Below are 16062 nucleotides of genomic sequence, written 5' to 3' on the forward strand. Positions count from 1 at the left end.
ATGCAACCGTCCCTTCTGGCTCTTTTTGCACACCCCGACGATGAGGTGCTCCGCTGCGGCGGTACGCTGGCCCGCTATGCCCAGCTGGGTGTGCGCGTGACACTGGTGTGCCTGACCAGAGGAGAAGCGGGCCGGAATACGGATCCGGCTCTGGGAGAATTGAATCTGGAGCAGCGTGATCTGGCACAGCTCCGGGAGGCCGAACTTCGGGAATCTTGCCTGCGACTGGGCATTGATCCGCCCATCTTCCTGGGCTACCACGACAGTGGACGCAACGAGCGGTTGCGCCGGGATGACCCGCTGGCGACAATCAACGCCGATCCTCTGGAAATGGAAGCCAAAGTGCTCACCGTTGTCGCCCAGGTGCAGCCGCAGGTCATGCTGGGCTTTGACCCGCACGGCATCTATGGTCATCCGGATCATCTCGTCGCTCATCGGTTGGTGGCGGCCGTATTCGCACGCAGTGGAAGTGTCGGTATTCCGGTCGCCAGGCTGTATTACACGGTACAGACGCATACGGAAATGCGACTGCTTCAAAATGGCCGTGGGCTGGGGGTCTTGTCAGGCCTGGATCCAGAGACCTACGCCGTGTGCGAGGCCACCATTGCTGCCCGTATCGATATCTCGCTGCAGGCTGAGCGCAAGCGCCGGGCCCTGTCGGCACACCGGACACAGACCGGCCCCCTCAGTACCCTGGGAAACCTCACGGAAATGCAGTGGCAGGCGCTGTCAAGTTCTGAGACCTTTAGCCTGGGCGGTAGCCGCACGCCCATTGCCCATTATCCGCATTCGGATCTGTTCGAAGGCTTACCACTCACGCAGGTACAGGACGTTCGGGCATGAGCGCGCTGGTGGTGTTGGGGAACGTGAATGTAGACCTGATCCTTGGGGTCCTGCGGGCCTGGCCTGAGCCAGGAACAGAGACAGTGCTCTCGCAAGCAGCTTGGCGGGTGGGTGGAAACGCGGGCAATGCAGCGGTCGCCCTGGGTGCCCTGGGTGCCGATGCCAGCATCATCAGCACGGTCGGCGATGACCTTCCGGGCCACTGGCTCCGGGAGCAATTGCAGGGTCTTCCGGTGACCTGGATTACCGTTCCGGAGCCGACATCCATTACCGTTGCCTTCTCGCACCCGGATGGAGAGCGCTCGTTTGTGACTCATCTGGGCCACCTGAAATCCCTGTGCTGGGAACAGCTGCACCCACATTTACCTGCGGCCCGTATGGCCCTGCTGGCCGGAGCATTTCTCACTCCAACGCTGCGGCAGAACTACCCGGAACTGCTTCAGAACCTGGCCACCCGGGGCGTACGGACCGCTCTGGATGCAGGTTGGCCAGATGACGGCTTTACCCCAGCTGTTCGTGCAGAGGTGGCGAGTTGGTTGCCCTACGTGCACCTTCTTCTGGTGAATGAGGCGGAAGCGTCCGGGCTCACGTGTGAGACTCACCCCGAAGACGCGGCCCGGCAGCTGGCTCAGCACATGCCCCCTGGAGGGACTGTGGTGGTCAAACAGGGAAGGCAGGGGGCCCTGGCCCTCCAAAACGGCACGCTGGTACAGGTGCGGGCCCCGGAAGTTCAGGTGGTGGATACCGTCGGTGCGGGCGATACCTTCAATGCGGCATACCTGCATGCACTCCTGCAAGGATACGATCAACACTCGTCACTGACGTTCGGTGTACAGGTCGCCTCACACGCAGTGTCGAGCGAGCAGCGGCACGTGCTCCCAGCAGCATTACTTAGTCCCAGCTGACCGTTTATTTCCTGAACAGCTCTCCAGAACCGTGGCGTGCCCTCTGTTGGCACGCTGCTTTTCATATTGCTATACGGTTGTGTTGCCTCAACTGGCGTCATGGCAGGCTGAGGGAAGGGGTGGCCTCCTGCTGTAACCATCGCCCACGTCTGGAACGCATGTTTTCTGGTTGCTACGTCTGGTCGGGGCCAACAAGCTGGTGCGGAAATGATGAAGGTTCTCTATCCGTGCGTGCAAGCTCAGAAATTCCTGTGCACGTTTCCTCCGCCAGAATCTAAGTTGCTGCCGTTCCTGACATCGTGGAAAACGGTGAGATTGCTCAATGATGTTGCAGCCTGCCGTAGAGATCACCTGCTGGTGGTCGACGTCATCCAGGCTCGGGATCTTTCGGATCGCGGCTCCCTAGCTGCCCCGGTATGGATGACTTCTGGGACATTGGGCTTGAGTCGGTCTTGCACACGTCCGGTGAAGCCACCTGAGCTTGGGGCTCGAGATCGTGTGGCGTCAAGTCGTCCCGTGTCGCATGACGGCGTTGTCGATTGTAGAACACCTCGATCTATTCGAAGATCGCTTGGCAAGTAACGGCCCGGCTCTCGAAGGGAGTCGTGTCCAGCAGCTCCCGTTTCAGGGAGCTGAAAAAGCTTTCCAGAACAGGGTTGTCCCAACAATTCGTCTTGCGGCTTGTATGTTGAGGGTGGGACTGGACGCGGCAGATCGTCCTTGCGACAGGTGGCGAACACCGCGCATGAGCTGGGATCACCGCGTTCCCCCGTCCGCTCCCCTCGCGCTGGAAGCCTTGATGAGGTGCCGTCAGCTGGTCGACCTGCTCACCTCTGGACGCAATCGGGCCAGCAGCTGCCAAGACGACCACGTCCGCCAAGATATTGAGGCCCTCATCGCTTATCTCGAAGGTCGCCGGGACAAGCTTGACGCCGAGCTTCAAGAGGCAGTTCAGGCCGATGTATAGCGTCTACACTCTGTTTTGCAGCACACGCGGTGTGGGCTACGTCCTGGCCCTGACGTTGATTGCTGAGCTTCCAGAACTCGGAAGGCTCACCCGAATCCCAGTGGCCAGTCTGGTCGGGGTGGCGCCGATGAACTCGGACAGTGGTCAACATCGCGGGCGTCGTCGGGTCTGGGGTGGCCGGGCTGACATCCGCCGGGCACTGTACAGGGCCGCAGTGTCTGCGGCCTGATCAAACAGTTTGATACCCCGCTGGTCGAACGCGGGAAAGCCAAGAAACTCTCGTTGGTGGCCTGGATGCGCCAACTGCTGGTCATTCTGAACGCCAGAGTACGGAGTGGACAGCCGTGGGACGAAGGGTTCGGGCACCGTCTGAACCCTTTCTCCGGAGTCGAAGGCAAGGCTAGCCTCAAGCTGCCCGCCTCCGCTTGAGCCTCAAGAGCTCGTGCAGGCCCGTTTTGGGACCTTGCTTGGGGGCTGGGAGCTGCTGATTCGCATCGCCACACTTGACACTCAAGACAAGTGCTCATGCTGCCTTGAGCATCAAGGCGCGGCAATTCAGCCTGAACAGCTTGACTGACGTATGGACTTCCCCGGTCACTGTGCTGCAGAAGGCCAGGAAGCGGTTTTCGTGCGCCTACCGCCATCTTCAACACTCCGAGCGGTCAGGTCGCTGCCATATGAACCTCCATGGCATACCCCACGACGGCTCGCGAATGCAGATCAAGCGTGAGCGCCAAAGACAGCTACCCCTCCTCGGTGGGAATAAATGTCAAATCAGAAGCCCACACCGTATTGGCGTGCTGAACGGCAAATTTTCGGTTCAACACATTGTGGGAGACCGCACAGGTGTGTTCGCTGGCAGTCGTGCGCACGAATCGTCGCTTTCCCCTGGCCCGCAGGCCGCCAGCCCGCATGAAGCGCAAAATCCGCTTGCGGGAAACGTGTCGTCCTTCAGCACTCAGGCGCACCGTAGCGCCCTTTGCTGGCCTGGTGAAGCTCATGGATGCGCTGCTGAAGCAGCGTATCCTGCTCAGCGTGTGGTGAGGTGGGGCTTCCTTGCCAGCTGTCAAACGTACTGCTGGACACGTCCAGCACCCGGCACAACACCTTCAACGGGTATTGACTGCGCCACTGTTGGATCAAAACGTCTCTCAACGCGTGGTCTCTTTGGCAAAGAAGGCCGCGGCTTTTTTCAAAATTTCACGTTTCTAACGCAAAATTTCGTTTTCCTTGCGCCGTCGTTTCAGTTCCTCGTGTTCGGGTGTCACCAGCTGACGGCCCTGACCAGGGAAGGCTAACTCTCCGTTGTGCTGGTCGGTTTTGATCCACTTTCTCGAGGCTGAAAGTCCAATGCCGAGGTCGCGGGCAGTGCCTGCGATATTGTCGGTGGACTGCGCAAGCCCAGCTGCGTCTCGCTTGAATTCGGCGGTGTAGGTTTTGCGTTGGGTCATAGGTGCCTCCGCGTGAATCGGAGCTGAACTCCATGTGTGGAACATCGACTTACCCTCACACCACTCGAAAAAGCCATCAACAACACGTTTTCCACACGTGGTCAAAAGTCGCAGCTGGGTTGGCCTGACAATATGGTTACGGCAGCACAAGCGCGTGGAAACGTGGCACAAAACTTGCCTGTCTACAGAATTAGCTCAACCGACAAATCAGGTCTGGACAGCCCCATGAGGTCCGCGTTTAAGCTGCGTCCATTCTCATATGAATAAAAGTCAGTTGACTTCTGAGGGTGCTGAGTTTGACCCGAAGCGCCCGCTCCTCCGCTTGGCGGTCACCCTGTCCAATGGCAGCCAACCGAGCTTCAATGAACACCACCTGACGTTCTAGATTGGCCTGAACTTCTTGCAACTGAGGGCGGGACGACGGCAGGCCGTCCAACCAGATCTGCCAACCACTCTCTTTCATCGGGTAGGGGAGTGAGAGGACGGCAGGCAGGGGTCAGGAACTCGGTTCATGGCTCAGCCTAGCGTCGAGCATCTGACGGGAATCTCGCAGGGCTAAAGCAGAAGCCTGAATACATGTATTTCCTCAGACTTGAGCTGGTCTTTTGTTGGCAGCAAAAGGTCTACCACAGTGACCGGGCCTGTTCAATGGAACTGCATTCGCTCAGAAAGGCAACGCGAACGCCTGATCCAATGACAGAGCTATGGTGTTGGTCATGCTCCCGCCGACATTCAAGCCCCCGAACCGGCCCAAGTTCCCGCGTGTCGGCTTACAACTGCTCTCGCCGGAAGCACTGGAAGATGAAGCCATTTACCGTGGCCGCCTGTTGGAAGGTCTCTCCTTTGAAGATCAGCCTCTGGAAAGTGTTTCATTTGAAGGGTGTGTCTTCCGCGAAGTAAATCTGAGCCGGGTTCAGTGGCACCGGATTCGGTTGGCCGATGTGCGCTTTGAACAGTGCATTTTGGCGGGAGGACAATGGAATGAACTCAGTCTGGAACGGGTTGAATTCGTGGACTGTCGGCTGCTGGGGCTGCAAATGCCAGAGGCACGGTTACGGCACGTTGCTCTGACCCGGGCGCAGGCACAGCTATCCTTATGGTTTAAGGCGGACACGAAGAATTTCTGGGCTGAAGAATGCGATTTTGGGGAGGCGACTTTCATGGACGCCGAACTTTCCAGTGCAGTGTTTCGTGGCTGCCGCCTGTCTCAAACCGACTTTATGGGTGCAAAGCTCGTTGGCGCTGATCTGAGAGGCTCAGAACTGTCTAGAACGCGGCTGGGGTTGCGCGAGGTGGCCGGTGCAATAGTTGAAGCAGAACAGTTGGTCGATTTGGCCTACCTTCTGGATGTCAAGGTGATGGTGTTATGAAAGTGAGCCTGCTCCTGACACGTAACGCCGCTATTTAAAGAGGCCCCAACTACAGCGTTCTGGAGGTTTCAATATCTGGCTTGTCAGAATTCCTTTCTTGTGACGACGTTCCCTGCGGGTGCAGGGGCTTGAAAGGCTGACTTAGATCATAAGTGGTGCATAGGAAGGCGCGTGTGTTGACTAGAGTGCCGTCCAACACCCAGGTGCATCAGATTCAGCGCTGGGAAGGCCCATCCAGGCCACTTCTCGCTCTGGAAGGGACTTAGTGCCCGCTGTGTTTACCTCTCCGGCGTTCTTCCTCTGGCCCGGAGAGGTGTTCGCGTAGTTCCCTCAGATATTGCTGGAGCTGTTGGGAGGCCCGGTCCAATTCCCGCTGCTGTCTCTGTGCTACGTCCCGCGCGTCTTCCAGACGGGTGATTTCCTGTTGATCCGCTGCATTTGCGGCCTCCAATTCTGCGATTTGCTGTTGAGCGGTATGTGCCTCTGCCACCAGTTCCAATTTGTGGTTCGCGTCCCTCTGCCTTTGCTGTTCAAGGCGGCGGATATATTCCAGAGACTCGGTGGCCTGACGTTCCAGTCCCACCAGTTCATGTTCGCTCCGGGTGTGCTCCGCTTCCTGCAGACGAGTCGTCGCCTGCACACCGACCTGCTCCAACTGTGCGATCTGTTCCAGTGAGCTGGCTTGCCCAACGGCTGCTTGGATGATCTGTTCGAGGTCTTGCACCTGCTGGCGAACCGACTCGCTCAAACTGGTCAGCAGATGCCCGCTGACCTGTTCCAGTGGGGTTTCACGGATATGAGTCAAAGTCTGTTGAATGTTCAGGCGCAATTGGTGGGCCGTCTCGATCTGCGCCCGCCCGGAGGTAACGATCTCCTGAAGTCTGATCTGCTGATCATGGGCCAGGGTGCCGATCTGAGCCGGTGCCGTGGCCCGCTGCTGCTGGATGGTTGAGGCCACCACCTGCCGGAGTGCCTGCGTGACGACGAGTTGCTCACGTCCAGCATGAATGATCTTTTCCAGGATGTCGAGCTGGATCAATCCTGCTGCCCCGACATGTTGTCGGGTGGAGGAAAACGAAGCCCGTTCCTCACGGACATCAACCTCATCAGGCAGTTGAAAGTCGTCTGGTGGAACCATGAGGCAGTTTAAAAGACTCGCCCCGTGAAGGTGATGAACAGAACCGAGTGTCAAGCCCGACCTGGACCCAAACAAAGACGAACAGTACTTAATCTTGCTGAACTGAGCTCACAGTGACCGGATCACATCAGGTAAGGCCCCGTCTGGTACCTGGAACTGGAGCGGTGCGCTTTCGATGTGGGCGTGGAGATCCGGGAGTTCTTGCACAGGTTTTCGACGGCTGAATTCAAGCTGACCTCGTTCATGACACCAGATGAATCGATCATATCGACCAACCCGATTGTTAAGGAGAGATGTGGAGACGACTGTAAATATCGGATCAAGGGGCCGGGTGCGCAGTGATGCCTCCTGCGAGGCTTGGCCGCGTCTCGCTGCGATTCAGAGAAGGAGTGGACAAGGAAAGGGCGGGATAACCTTGTGCTGGAGGGTTTTTCTTCGGTGTTGACGCTCGAATTGAAAGGGACCAAAGCGATTGATTCAATGAAATTGGTTGCAGTGGTGTTACTGTGTCCCTAGCCGGAACACGTCCAGAGGCCACCGGAAACTCCGCAGGGTTCGTGGCTGATGATGATGCCGCGCCCTTGCCGCACTTCCTGAACATCGCTCTAGCTCAGTGGGAACCGCTGGGAGAGCCGAGAAGCGTGCAGGATGAGACGAAGTGGAACCCCGTAACGGGATGGCTTGCAGTCAGGCAGACCTGATGAGCGCACCGAGGTTGAGTGGTCAGAACCTGCTGGACAGTTGGGAATGATCTATACTCCTGCAGACGCGTCCGGGCTTCCCGGCGTCCTGTCTCCCTTCCTTCAAGGATTTTAAACACTTGCGCCACTAACCCCCGTCAATTTTGCCAACGTTGCCGCCTCTCCTTGAGGCTGGCCTTTGCATGACGGAGGGTTTCCCTTGCTGTTACGAACCACCCAGGTCGCCCGTTCCTTTGGCGACCAGACAATCTTTCGGAAGGTCGACCTCACCATTACCGCAGGCGAGCGGCTCGCGCTTGTGGGTGCCAACGGTGCGGGCAAGACAACCCTGCTGCGGCTCCTGGCCGGGCTGGATCATCCCGACCAAGGCCACGTCTTCTCTTCAGGGCGAGTCGTCCTCCTGACCCAACACAGCCTGACCGACGATGGAACGGTTCTGGACGTGCTCCGGCCACTTGAACTGGTGGAGGCCAGCACTGCTTTTGAGCTGGCCTCGGCGCACCTGAGCGGGGGCAGTGACCAAGCACTTGCCCGCTTTGCCGACGCTGAGGAAGCGTACCGTGTGCTGGGTGGGTACAGCTTTGACGCGCGGGCCTCCCTAATTCTGAGCGGCCTGGGCGTTCCGGAGCAGGCACGCCTCGCGCAGCTCTCCGGAGGACAACTGCGGCGCGTGATGTTGGCTCGGCTGCTGCTCACTTCCGCCGACGTCTACCTGCTGGACGAACCGACCAACCATCTGGACGACGACGGAGCCGCCTGGCTGGAGCGCTGGATCTTGAGTTCGACGTCTGCCTTCGTATTTGCCAGCCATGACCGAGCTTTTCTGGATGCCGTGGCGACCCGGACCGCCGAACTGGAGCGGGGTACGCTCACTCTCTATCCAGGTGGATATACCGAGGCCATGCAGGTGAAGACCACCCTGCAGGAGGCCCAGCAGCGGGAGTACGCCGCGTACCAACGCAAACGAGGCGCGCTCAAGGCGGAGGAATCCAGCCTCCGTAGTGCGTCCAGAAGCGCCAATTCGTTCAGCCATCGCCGCGCCGGAAACGTCCCGCTGATCAGCGCGAAAAACAAGGCACAGGACGTGTCCAATACCCTGGCCGGACGGGCCAAAGCCATCGAAAAACGGCTGGAGCGTCTGGAGACCCAGGCCGTGGATCAACCGGTTCGAGATCGCCGGGTGCTGCGCTTGGAGGTTCCTGCCGCGCCAGTTGGACCGGGCGAAGTGTTGACGGTGCGGGACCTGCAAGTGGAACGTGGAGGACAATCCGTGCTGTCCGGCGTTGGTCTGTACTTGCGGCGTGCAGACCGCGTGGCACTCAATGGGGCCAACGGCAGCGGCAAGAGCACTCTGCTGGCTGCCTTGACGGGAGTTCTGCCCAGTTCAGGTGAGGTGCGGTGGGGACATGGACTCACGACCTTTGTGATGGGCCAGCATACCGAGGAGCTGAACGCCTTTGAAACCGTAGCGGACGCGCTGCTGGACAGCCAACCAGCATTGACGACACATCAACTGCATGAGGTGGCGGCGCATGTGCAGTTGCCCGGCCCCGCGTTCCGGGTCGCTGACCTGTCGGGGGGGCAACGTACCCGGCTAGGTTTTGCGCGGCTGTCTGTGACGCAGGCGCAACTGTTGATCCTGGACGAGCCGACCAACCATCTCGACATCAAGATGACCGAAGCACTTGAAGAGCTGCTGCTGGCCTACACCGGAACGATGATTTTTGCCTCGCATGACCGGCGGCTGTCCCAGCGGGTGGCGACGCGCACCTGGACAGTGGGAAACGGCACCGTCGAAGAAGAGTAGGCCAGGGCAGAGGTGCTCTCACCGTGGAGTTCCTGAACCGAGCCTGAGCACCGGATCTTCACGGTGACACGGCGCTTCGTGGGCAAAGCCACCAGGTGAAGGCCACACGACTCACTTGTGAAACGACGATCAGTTGAGCAGCCAGTGTTGGGGAGTCAGCCACCTCAACAGTCAAAAGCGTTTCCAGGAGTCGGAATCGGCCATCTGGGAGCGGCACAACCAGATGATGTTCTACAAGTTCAATCAGGGCACCGAGGGCATTCACACTCTCCACTGCACAGCGCGTGAGCTGTTGCGCTTTTTCGGCTGTAAACATTCCAGGGAATACACTCAGGCGGTAGAAAAGCGCCTAGAGAGAGAGGCAACAACTTCACGCTCCAGCAGGCCACTTCCCGTAGGGAACGGTGACGTTCCGGGGCATCATAGGCTCCGCCCCCAGCAACTGTGCCTGTACCTGCGTTAATAGGGCAGCTGGACCAAAAAGCGCCGCACGGTGGCCAACCAGTTCCAAGGCCAACGGCAATCCGTCCAGCCGACGCACCAGTTCGGAAATGATCTCAGCGTCTTGCCTAGGAATACCTCAGCAACTCCGGCATAAGGTGCTTGTTGATGTGCTGGATGATGTGGGCGATGTCCTCGCCTTGACTCACCTGCCGGGTTCAGGCTCCGGTCATCAGTGAATTCCGAATGCCTTGCCGCGCGGTTCCTCTTTCAGATCAGGGCGGCTGGAATCCTGAATAACCTCATGGATTTCGAGCTTGTTGGGGCCACTGAAAGCTTCTTTGGGCAGTGAACCGCTGCGGGCATGTCCCTTGATGAAGGCGTCGGAGCTGGTCCATGCCTCAAATTCTTCACGGCTGTTCCATAGCGTCAGGACGATGTACGGATCGCCGGGATTGACGGGCCGCAATACCTGATTGCTCACGAAGCCGGGCATTTCATCTACCAGTCGGGCGCGGTCCAGGAAACGGGCTTCAAATTGCTGGGCGTACTCAGGTTGGACGGCAATGCGGTTCATGACAGTAATCATGGGTGGTTCCTCCATTGGGTTGATTCAAAGCAGTTTCTTGAGGGCGATCAGTCGAGGGTATACAGGTCAGTTTGCTGCACTGGCGCACCTTACACCGCTGAGATCAGGCTCGTGAAAGTGGCGGAGTCCGGGGGTAAGGAAGGAGGAGCGAGTGGCTCATGCTGCCGGAGCCACAATGCAGGTCTCACTGGGCAGGCACCACTGGAAAGAGGGACGGTGCTGACTTAAGGCGCTGGCTCTATGAAGCGCTAAAACTCACAGATTCGCAACCTTTTCAGTGTCGACGAAAGATTGAGGTTCTCCCAGCGCAGGTCAAGCGGGCCACACGAACAGCGCAAGATGCTGCGCTGCAACGTATGCGTCACCAGAGGCATTAGGCTGCGGCACGTTCGCTACTTCCCTTCCAGTTCAGGATGAAGTTGCAGGGTCAAGTCCTGCACAGCCCGCCCCAGGCGGGGGCCGAAGCCCAGCAGGTATAGATCATCAAGCGCAACTATCCGTCCATTCTTTGCAGCAGGTGTCTGCCCAAGACCAGGCAATTTAAGTAGTCCTGCCTTCCCGCCCACGCTCTCCATTCCCCCGGACAGCATCAGCACCACGTCGGGTGCGGCGGCAACAGCGGCCTCAGCGGTAAGTGGTTTGTAGCCCTGTACGCTGCCCAAGGGATTGACACCACCCGCCAGCCGGATCATGGCGTCGGCTGCTGTCTCTGAGCCACTGATCTGCACGCTCTGTGCTCCGCGTGCGTAGATGAACATGACCTTGGGCTGTGATTTGAACCGTGCAGTAAGCAGACTTGCCTTGACGAGATCGCGGTCAATCCCAGCATTGAGTTCTGCCGCTTTCGACTCCTTCCCAAATATTCTGGCGATGGTGCTGATCTTGGTTTTTGTTCCCTGGGGCGTGTATTCCACGGGAAGGATCAAGATGTTAATGCCTGCTGCTCTGAGCTGCGCCAATGTGGTGGGAGGCCCCGCCTCAGTGGTAGCGATGACCAGTGTGGGTTTCAGCGAGATGATCCCCTCGGCTGTCAGGGCACGCTGGTAGCCGATCTTGGGCAGCCTGGTAACGGCAGCCGGATAGTAGGAACTGGTGTCTGCGGCGATCACCTTCGCCCCTGCCCCCAACGCGAACACAATCTCGGTGACCGGTCCACCCAGCGTGATGACGCGGCTGGTATCCTGGACGACGAAGGGCTGACCGTCGGCCCCCGTAACGGTGGTTTGTGCCTGAGCAGCACTCAGCAGCAGGGCCAGACTGACAATGGACTTTTTCATGGTTTCTCCTCGGTTCAGCTCGCGCTGACGATCAGTGGGCAGTTCAGACAGGGGTGGCGGGTGACGAGCACCTCATGGCCATAGGCCGCGTGGATGGTCTGGCAGGTCAGCGCGGCGGCAGGTATGTCGTGGGCCAGCACTGCGCCGTCTGATAGCACCAACACCCGGTCGGCGTACTGCGCGGCCAGATTCAGGTCATGCAAGATGGCCAGCACGCCCACACCCTCGGCGCAGAGTTCACGGGCCAGCCGCAGCGTGGAATGCTGGTGGGCCAGGTCCAGGCTGGCCGTGGGTTCGTCTAGGAGCAGCACCCGGTCCCGGCCTGCGCCGTCCAGTTGCGCCAACGTGCGGGCCAGGTGAACGCGTTGCTGCTCGCCGCCAGAGAGGGTTTGAATGTTCCGCATTTCATAACCCATCAGTCCGACACGTTCTAGGCATTTGACGGCGATGGCGCGGTCTTCGGGCGTCTCGCGGCCCCCATGCGGAATACGGCCCAGCAGTACGATGTCCAGCACTTCAAAGGCAAACGAGAGGGCGGTCTGCTGCGGCAACACCGCACGGCGTTTGGCCGTTTCGCTGGCCTTATGGTGGCCCAGCGGCTGGCCGAACAGCTCCACCCCACGCCCCTGCAATTCGCCGCTGAGGTGTTTGAGGAGCGTACTTTTTCCCGCTCCGTTGCGGCCCAGTACCACCAACAACTCGCCCGCTTTCAGATTCAGGCTGACCTGCCGTAACAACTTTCGGCCTGTCACCGAGTAACTCAGATCATGAACGCGCAGTAGTGGGGCGGCATCCCGTGGAAGATTACACGCACGATCAAGTTCTGCGTAGAACAAGACTTCTTCGTCTGTCCAGCGCGTCATAGCACCCCCTCACGCCGTTCACGGCGCAGCAGGAACAGAAAAAATGGCGCACCCAACAGCGCGGTAATAATTCCAATCGGGACTTCGGCGGGAATGGCGATGGTGCGTGAGATCAGGTCGGCCAGCACCAACAGGGTGGCCCCCAGCAGCGCCGAGGCAGGCAGCAGGGTCTGGTGGTTGGGGCCGATGACCAGCCGCAACAGGTGCGGCACCACCAACCCCACAAAGCCGATGGTTCCCGCCACAGCCACGCCCGCGCCCACGCTCAGGGCGACCAGTGTCACGATGATCCACTTGATTCTTTGCACCGGGATGCCCAGGTGCGCCGCGCCGCTCTCGCCCAGCAGCAGGGCATTCAGGGCGCGGGCGGTCAGAGGCAGGACCAGCACGCCCAGCAGGATCAGCGGCGCGGCGCTCATTACGGTGGGCCACGTCGCGCCGCCCAGCGAGCCCAGGTTCCAGAAGGTGATGGTTCGCAGTTGCTCGTCGCTGGCCAGAAAGGTCATCAGGCCTGTTCCCGCACCGCACAGGGCATTGATGGCGATCCCAGCCAGCAGCATGGTGGTCACTTCCACCCGCCCACGACGTTGAGACAGGAGGTAGATCAGCACGGTGGAAATCAGCGAGCCGACGAAGGCCGCCGCCGGCAGCGAGTACAGCCCGAACAGGTTGAAGCCCAGCACCACGCTCATGGCCGCCGCCAGCCCCGCGCCACTGGAGATGCCCAGCAACCCCGGATCGGCCAGCGGGTTGCGGAACAGCCCCTGCATGGCCGCGCCCGCCATCGCCAGCCCCGCGCCCACCACGATGCCCAGGACCACGCGCGGCAGCCGGATGGCGGACAGCACGGCAGCCTGCTGTTCGTCGTAGGCGCTGAGGGGAGCCACCCCCAACGGTGAGAGGAAGATGCTCAGTACCTGCGCTGGGGCAATTTTTACCGCGCCCGTTCCCACAGCGACGATCACTGCCAGAAGCAGCATGAGAGGCAAAATTGTCAGTGCCAACGCAGCCCGCGTTCGTTGCCGACTGAAACCAGTGGCTTTCACCGCCGCCGTGGTCATGTGCTGAAGTCTGCTTTCCACTGCTGGGCCAGCGTCAGCGCGAACTCCGGCAACCGTGGCCCGATCCAGCGAATGGAGTCGTCAACCGTATAGATTCGTTTGTTTTTACCTGCGTTGGTCTGAATCACACCTGGCATCTTGAGCACGCCATTCAACCCACCAACCGAATCCAGACCACGCTTCAGCATCACGATGGCGTCGGGATTGAGCGCCACCAGCGCCTCAGCAGTCAGCGTCTTGGTCTCCTTGAAGGGAGCCGCGTTCTTGCCGCCTGCCAGTTCGATCAGTTCATTTGCCCCGCCCTCGGTGCCGTAGATGCTGGCGTCGCTGGCACTGTGGGCATATAGGAAGATGACTTTGGGAGCCACTTTCGGGCGATTGTTTCTGACAATTTGCAAAGTGGTATCGAAAGTCTTGCCCAGGCTGGCGGCGGCGCTCGGCACGCCGTACACCTGAGACAGCAGATTCAGACGACTTTTCACGCCGTCCAGCCCGCCCGTGTCGCTGCGTGGCAGGACCAACACCTTCACGCCCGCACCGCGCAGTTGCTCTACCACCACGCCGTTCTTGCCCGCCGCGAAGTTGTCGGCGGTGCCGATGACCAGGTCCGGCTTCAACGCGATGATGCCCTCGGCGGGAAGCTGCGCCCAGTGACCCACCTGCGCAATCTTGTTGGCTGGAAATGTGCCGGTGATATCGGTGCCGACGATGGTGTTCTGCTTGCCAAGTTTGTAGATCAGTTCTACTGTGGTGCCGTTCAGAGCCACCACACGTCTGGGATTGAAAACGTCAACAGCGACGCCGTCAGCACCCTTGATTGTTGCGGCGAGGGCGGGGGTCAGGAGCAGGGAAGCGGAAGCAAGCAGGGTGCGTTTAATCATGATCTACCTCATGAGTCAGGAGCGGAAAGAAAGAGCAAAGTGGCGAAGCCCGCTGGAAAGAGGGCTGCTGGACGTACGGCAGTAAGCCAGCGCGGCTGTCTGTAACCTCGCAGAAGAGCGACAAGTGTTCTGCAGCCTATACTGAACTAATCCGAGTGGATAAGTCAAGATTATGGTGGGTGGTGAGATCCAAGGGTGAATCTGAGTTGGATTGTAGGAATCGGGTCAAGTGCAACTGAAAGGCTGAGCCTCATACGGCTTCTTCAGGATGAGACCCAGATCAGTGTCTCTTGGTCCAGTTGAAGTGTGGCCATTCTGCTGACTCTTTTCTGATCTGAGGCCTGTCTTATCTACTGCCTGACCCGTCCTGTTCCAATACCCCTCAGCACCCTGAGGAGGGCACCATGTTCTACTACGACAACAAATTGCAGTACACCGTCCGCGTCGATACTCCTGATCCCCGTTTTGCCCGGCTGCTTCAGCAGGCCATCGGCGGCGTGGAAGGCGAGATTCGCGTCTGCCTTCAGTATCTCTTTCAGGCTTTCGGCGCACGCGGCCCGGCCAAATACCGCAACATGCTGATGTCTACCGGCACCGAAGAGATCGGCCACATCGAGATGCTGGCAACAGCTGTGGCCCTGAACCTGGAAGGTGCCCCCACCAGCCTCAAGGACTCAGTGGCCAAAGCCAATCCAGTCGTCGAGGCGATGATGGGGGGAATGGATCCCCGGCAGTACCTTTCGGCGGGGATGGCGGCGCTGGCCTCGGATGCCAACGGCGTGCCTTTTGACGGCTCGCACGTGTACGCCAGTGGCAATCTCGCCGCCGATATGTACGCAAATGTGACCGCTGAAGCCACCGGACGCGCCCTGGCCTGCCGCCTGTTCGAGCTGACCGACGACCCCGGCATGAAAGACATGCTGCGCTTCCTGATCGCGCGGGACACCATGCATCAGCAGCAATGGTTGGCTGTCATCGAGGAATTGGGCGGGCATCAGGGTACGCTGCCAATTCCCAACAGTTTCCCGCAAAGTGAGGAGATTCAGGACGTCAGTTACGATTATTTCTTCCACGGCATCGAGGGTGTCGAGGTACCTGAAGGCCGCTTCACGCAGGGGCCTTCGCTGGACGGCAACGGAGAGTTCCGTATCCGGGCCTCCAAGCCGATGGGCCAACAGCCGATGCTGGCCCCGCCCATTCCACAGGCCTACGCTGAAACCCAACAGATGCTGATTACAGCCGGTTTTCCGAGTACAGAACTGAAATCCAGCACTGATCTGGAGTGAACCCCTGAAGGAAAACCGTTAGCAGGACTTTGAGGTGAGTACGTCGTAGTTGATCCTGTGCTTTGCCCCAGACTGCGGGACCAAGCTCCGTCCCCACTACGGCGTACTTTCTCTGGTCTCGCTTTGCCCGATTAATTCAGAAATTCACCTTCGACCTACCCGGACGGCAAAACGAGATCAGTTGGGTTTCAAGAGACCACACCGGGCACGGGAATTTCTCTCAGTACCCGACACTTTCTGAATTGAGCGTCTGGCTGGATTTCAAAAGCCCAATGAGTTGCAGGGCTTCCGCCTCCCCACGCTCGTGGATGCAGACGAACGTCCGCACGAGGGTCCGGAGGCCCAGCGTCACCACACTCCAGGCTCGCCGACCGTGCGCCTTCACAGTGCAGGTTTGGAGAACCCCCACCAGCACGCACCAGACGTACGCCAGGGTCAATAGGCAGAGTAGGCGCTCCACGTGATCGTGGAGCGTCATGTGG

The 16062-nt window shown here is 59.4% G+C and carries 13 protein-coding genes and 3 pseudogenes; 6 read left to right on the forward strand and 10 right to left on the reverse strand.

Translation table 11 applies throughout. The features are described 5' to 3' along the window. Both F561_RS0112045 and F561_RS0112050 read left to right on the forward strand, forming a co-directional pair. A complete protein-coding gene (locus tag F561_RS0112045; RefSeq protein WP_019010223.1) occupies positions 1-843 on the forward strand; it encodes a PIG-L deacetylase family protein in 843 nt (280 codons plus the stop codon). Beyond that, positions 840-1748 (forward strand): carbohydrate kinase family protein, encoded by a 909-nt coding sequence (locus F561_RS0112050; RefSeq protein ID WP_019010224.1) that lies wholly within the window; start codon positions 840-842, stop codon positions 1746-1748. The genes F561_RS0112045 and F561_RS0112050 overlap by 4 nt, the downstream gene beginning before the upstream one ends. Positions 1749-2217: 469 nt before the next feature. Here the strand turns inward: F561_RS0112050 and F561_RS29970 are convergent. Next, a pseudogene (locus F561_RS29970) lies at positions 2218-2430 on the reverse strand (IS3 family transposase); the annotation flags it as partial. Positions 2431-2707: 277 nt separating this feature from the next. On the opposite strand from F561_RS29970, the gene F561_RS30510 reads away from it, so the two are divergent. Continuing rightward, on the forward strand, positions 2708-2944 hold the full coding sequence (locus F561_RS30510) for a transposase (RefSeq protein ID WP_083922423.1): 237 nt from the start codon (positions 2708-2710) through the stop codon (positions 2942-2944). 277 nt (positions 2945-3221) lie between these two features. On the opposite strand, the pseudogene F561_RS29975 reads toward F561_RS30510, so the two are convergent. Continuing rightward, positions 3222-4166 (reverse strand): annotated as a pseudogene (locus tag F561_RS29975) (IS3 family transposase); the annotation flags it as partial. 238 nt (positions 4167-4404) lie between these two features. Continuing rightward, positions 4405-4629, reverse strand: a complete 225-nt coding sequence (locus tag F561_RS0112070) for a hypothetical protein (RefSeq protein WP_019010227.1) — start codon at positions 4627-4629, stop codon at positions 4405-4407. Positions 4630-4882: 253 nt separating this feature from the next. Here F561_RS0112070 and F561_RS0112075 point away from each other — a divergent pair, with 253 nt between their 5' ends. Continuing rightward, positions 4883-5536 (forward strand): pentapeptide repeat-containing protein, encoded by a 654-nt coding sequence (locus tag F561_RS0112075; RefSeq protein ID WP_169389514.1) that lies wholly within the window; start codon positions 4883-4885, stop codon positions 5534-5536. A 262-nt stretch (positions 5537-5798) separates the two neighbouring features. Here F561_RS0112075 and F561_RS27220 read toward each other — a convergent pair whose 3' ends face one another. Continuing rightward, positions 5799-6674, reverse strand: a complete 876-nt coding sequence (locus F561_RS27220; protein WP_157451823.1) for a hypothetical protein — start codon at positions 6672-6674, stop codon at positions 5799-5801. Positions 6675-7574: 900 nt separating this feature from the next. Between F561_RS27220 and F561_RS0112090 the strand changes: the two genes are divergently transcribed. After that, positions 7575-9182 carry an ABC-F family ATP-binding cassette domain-containing protein gene (locus F561_RS0112090; protein WP_245556508.1) on the forward strand — a complete coding sequence of 536 codons (1608 nt, stop codon included), beginning with the start codon at positions 7575-7577 and terminating at the stop codon, positions 9180-9182. A 673-nt stretch (positions 9183-9855) separates the two neighbouring features. Here the strand turns inward: F561_RS0112090 and F561_RS0112100 are convergent. The 5 genes from F561_RS0112100 to F561_RS0112120 all read right to left on the reverse strand — a co-directional run bounded on the left by F561_RS0112100 (position 9856) and on the right by F561_RS0112120 (position 14294). Next, the gene (locus F561_RS0112100) at positions 9856-10212 is read right to left on the reverse strand and encodes an antibiotic biosynthesis monooxygenase family protein (protein WP_026298851.1); all 357 of its coding nucleotides are present in this window, start codon (positions 10210-10212) and stop codon (positions 9856-9858) included. 392 nt (positions 10213-10604) lie between these two features. Further along, positions 10605-11489: a heme/hemin ABC transporter substrate-binding protein gene (locus tag F561_RS0112105; protein WP_019010234.1), complete on the reverse strand. Its 885-nt coding sequence runs from the start codon at positions 11487-11489 to the stop codon at positions 10605-10607. 14 nt (positions 11490-11503) lie between these two features. Beyond that, positions 11504-12352: a heme ABC transporter ATP-binding protein gene (locus tag F561_RS0112110; protein ID WP_019010235.1), complete on the reverse strand. Its 849-nt coding sequence runs from the start codon at positions 12350-12352 to the stop codon at positions 11504-11506. Further along, the gene (locus F561_RS0112115) at positions 12349-13413 is read right to left on the reverse strand and encodes a FecCD family ABC transporter permease (RefSeq protein WP_019010236.1); all 1065 of its coding nucleotides are present in this window, start codon (positions 13411-13413) and stop codon (positions 12349-12351) included. Before F561_RS0112115 ends, F561_RS0112110 begins: the two co-directional genes overlap by 4 nt. Continuing rightward, on the reverse strand, positions 13410-14294 hold the full coding sequence (locus F561_RS0112120) for a heme/hemin ABC transporter substrate-binding protein (protein WP_019010237.1): 885 nt from the start codon (positions 14292-14294) through the stop codon (positions 13410-13412). Before F561_RS0112120 ends, F561_RS0112115 begins: the two co-directional genes overlap by 4 nt. A gap of 404 nt (positions 14295-14698) precedes the next feature. Here F561_RS0112120 and F561_RS25390 point away from each other — a divergent pair, with 404 nt between their 5' ends. Beyond that, positions 14699-15580, forward strand: coding sequence for a manganese catalase family protein (locus F561_RS25390; protein ID WP_019010238.1), 882 nt, complete (start codon positions 14699-14701; stop codon positions 15578-15580). Positions 15581-15800: 220 nt separating this feature from the next. On the opposite strand, the pseudogene F561_RS0112130 reads toward F561_RS25390, so the two are convergent. After that, a pseudogene (locus F561_RS0112130) lies at positions 15801-16062 on the reverse strand (IS4 family transposase); the annotation flags it as partial.

The sequence above is a fragment of the Deinococcus aquatilis DSM 23025 genome (assembly GCF_000378445.1).
Taxonomy (GTDB): Bacteria; Deinococcota; Deinococci; order Deinococcales; family Deinococcaceae; genus Deinococcus; species Deinococcus aquatilis.

Bases quoted from the DNA above. Each gene is read 5' to 3' on its own strand.
- F561_RS0112045 (WP_019010223.1), top strand. From the start codon at position 1: ATGCAACCGTCCCTTCTGGCTCTTTTTGCACACCCCGACGATGAGGTG.
- F561_RS0112110 (WP_019010235.1), bottom strand. From the start codon at position 12,352: ATGACGCGCTGGACAGACGAAGAAGTCTTGTTCTACGCAGAACTTGAT.
- F561_RS30510 (WP_083922423.1), top strand. From the start codon at position 2,708: ATGTATAGCGTCTACACTCTGTTTTGCAGCACACGCGGTGTGGGCTAC.
- F561_RS25390 (WP_019010238.1), top strand. From the start codon at position 14,699: ATGTTCTACTACGACAACAAATTGCAGTACACCGTCCGCGTCGATACT.
- F561_RS27220 (WP_157451823.1), bottom strand. From the start codon at position 6,674: ATGGTTCCACCAGACGACTTTCAACTGCCTGATGAGGTTGATGTCCGT.
- F561_RS0112050 (WP_019010224.1), top strand. From the start codon at position 840: ATGAGCGCGCTGGTGGTGTTGGGGAACGTGAATGTAGACCTGATCCTT.
- F561_RS0112120 (WP_019010237.1), bottom strand. From the start codon at position 14,294: ATGATTAAACGCACCCTGCTTGCTTCCGCTTCCCTGCTCCTGACCCCC.
- F561_RS0112100 (WP_026298851.1), bottom strand. From the start codon at position 10,212: ATGATTACTGTCATGAACCGCATTGCCGTCCAACCTGAGTACGCCCAG.
- F561_RS0112105 (WP_019010234.1), bottom strand. From the start codon at position 11,489: ATGAAAAAGTCCATTGTCAGTCTGGCCCTGCTGCTGAGTGCTGCTCAG.
- F561_RS0112075 (WP_169389514.1), top strand. From the start codon at position 4,883: ATGCTCCCGCCGACATTCAAGCCCCCGAACCGGCCCAAGTTCCCGCGT.
- F561_RS0112115 (WP_019010236.1), bottom strand. From the start codon at position 13,413: ATGACCACGGCGGCGGTGAAAGCCACTGGTTTCAGTCGGCAACGAACG.
- F561_RS0112070 (WP_019010227.1), bottom strand. From the start codon at position 4,629: ATGAAAGAGAGTGGTTGGCAGATCTGGTTGGACGGCCTGCCGTCGTCC.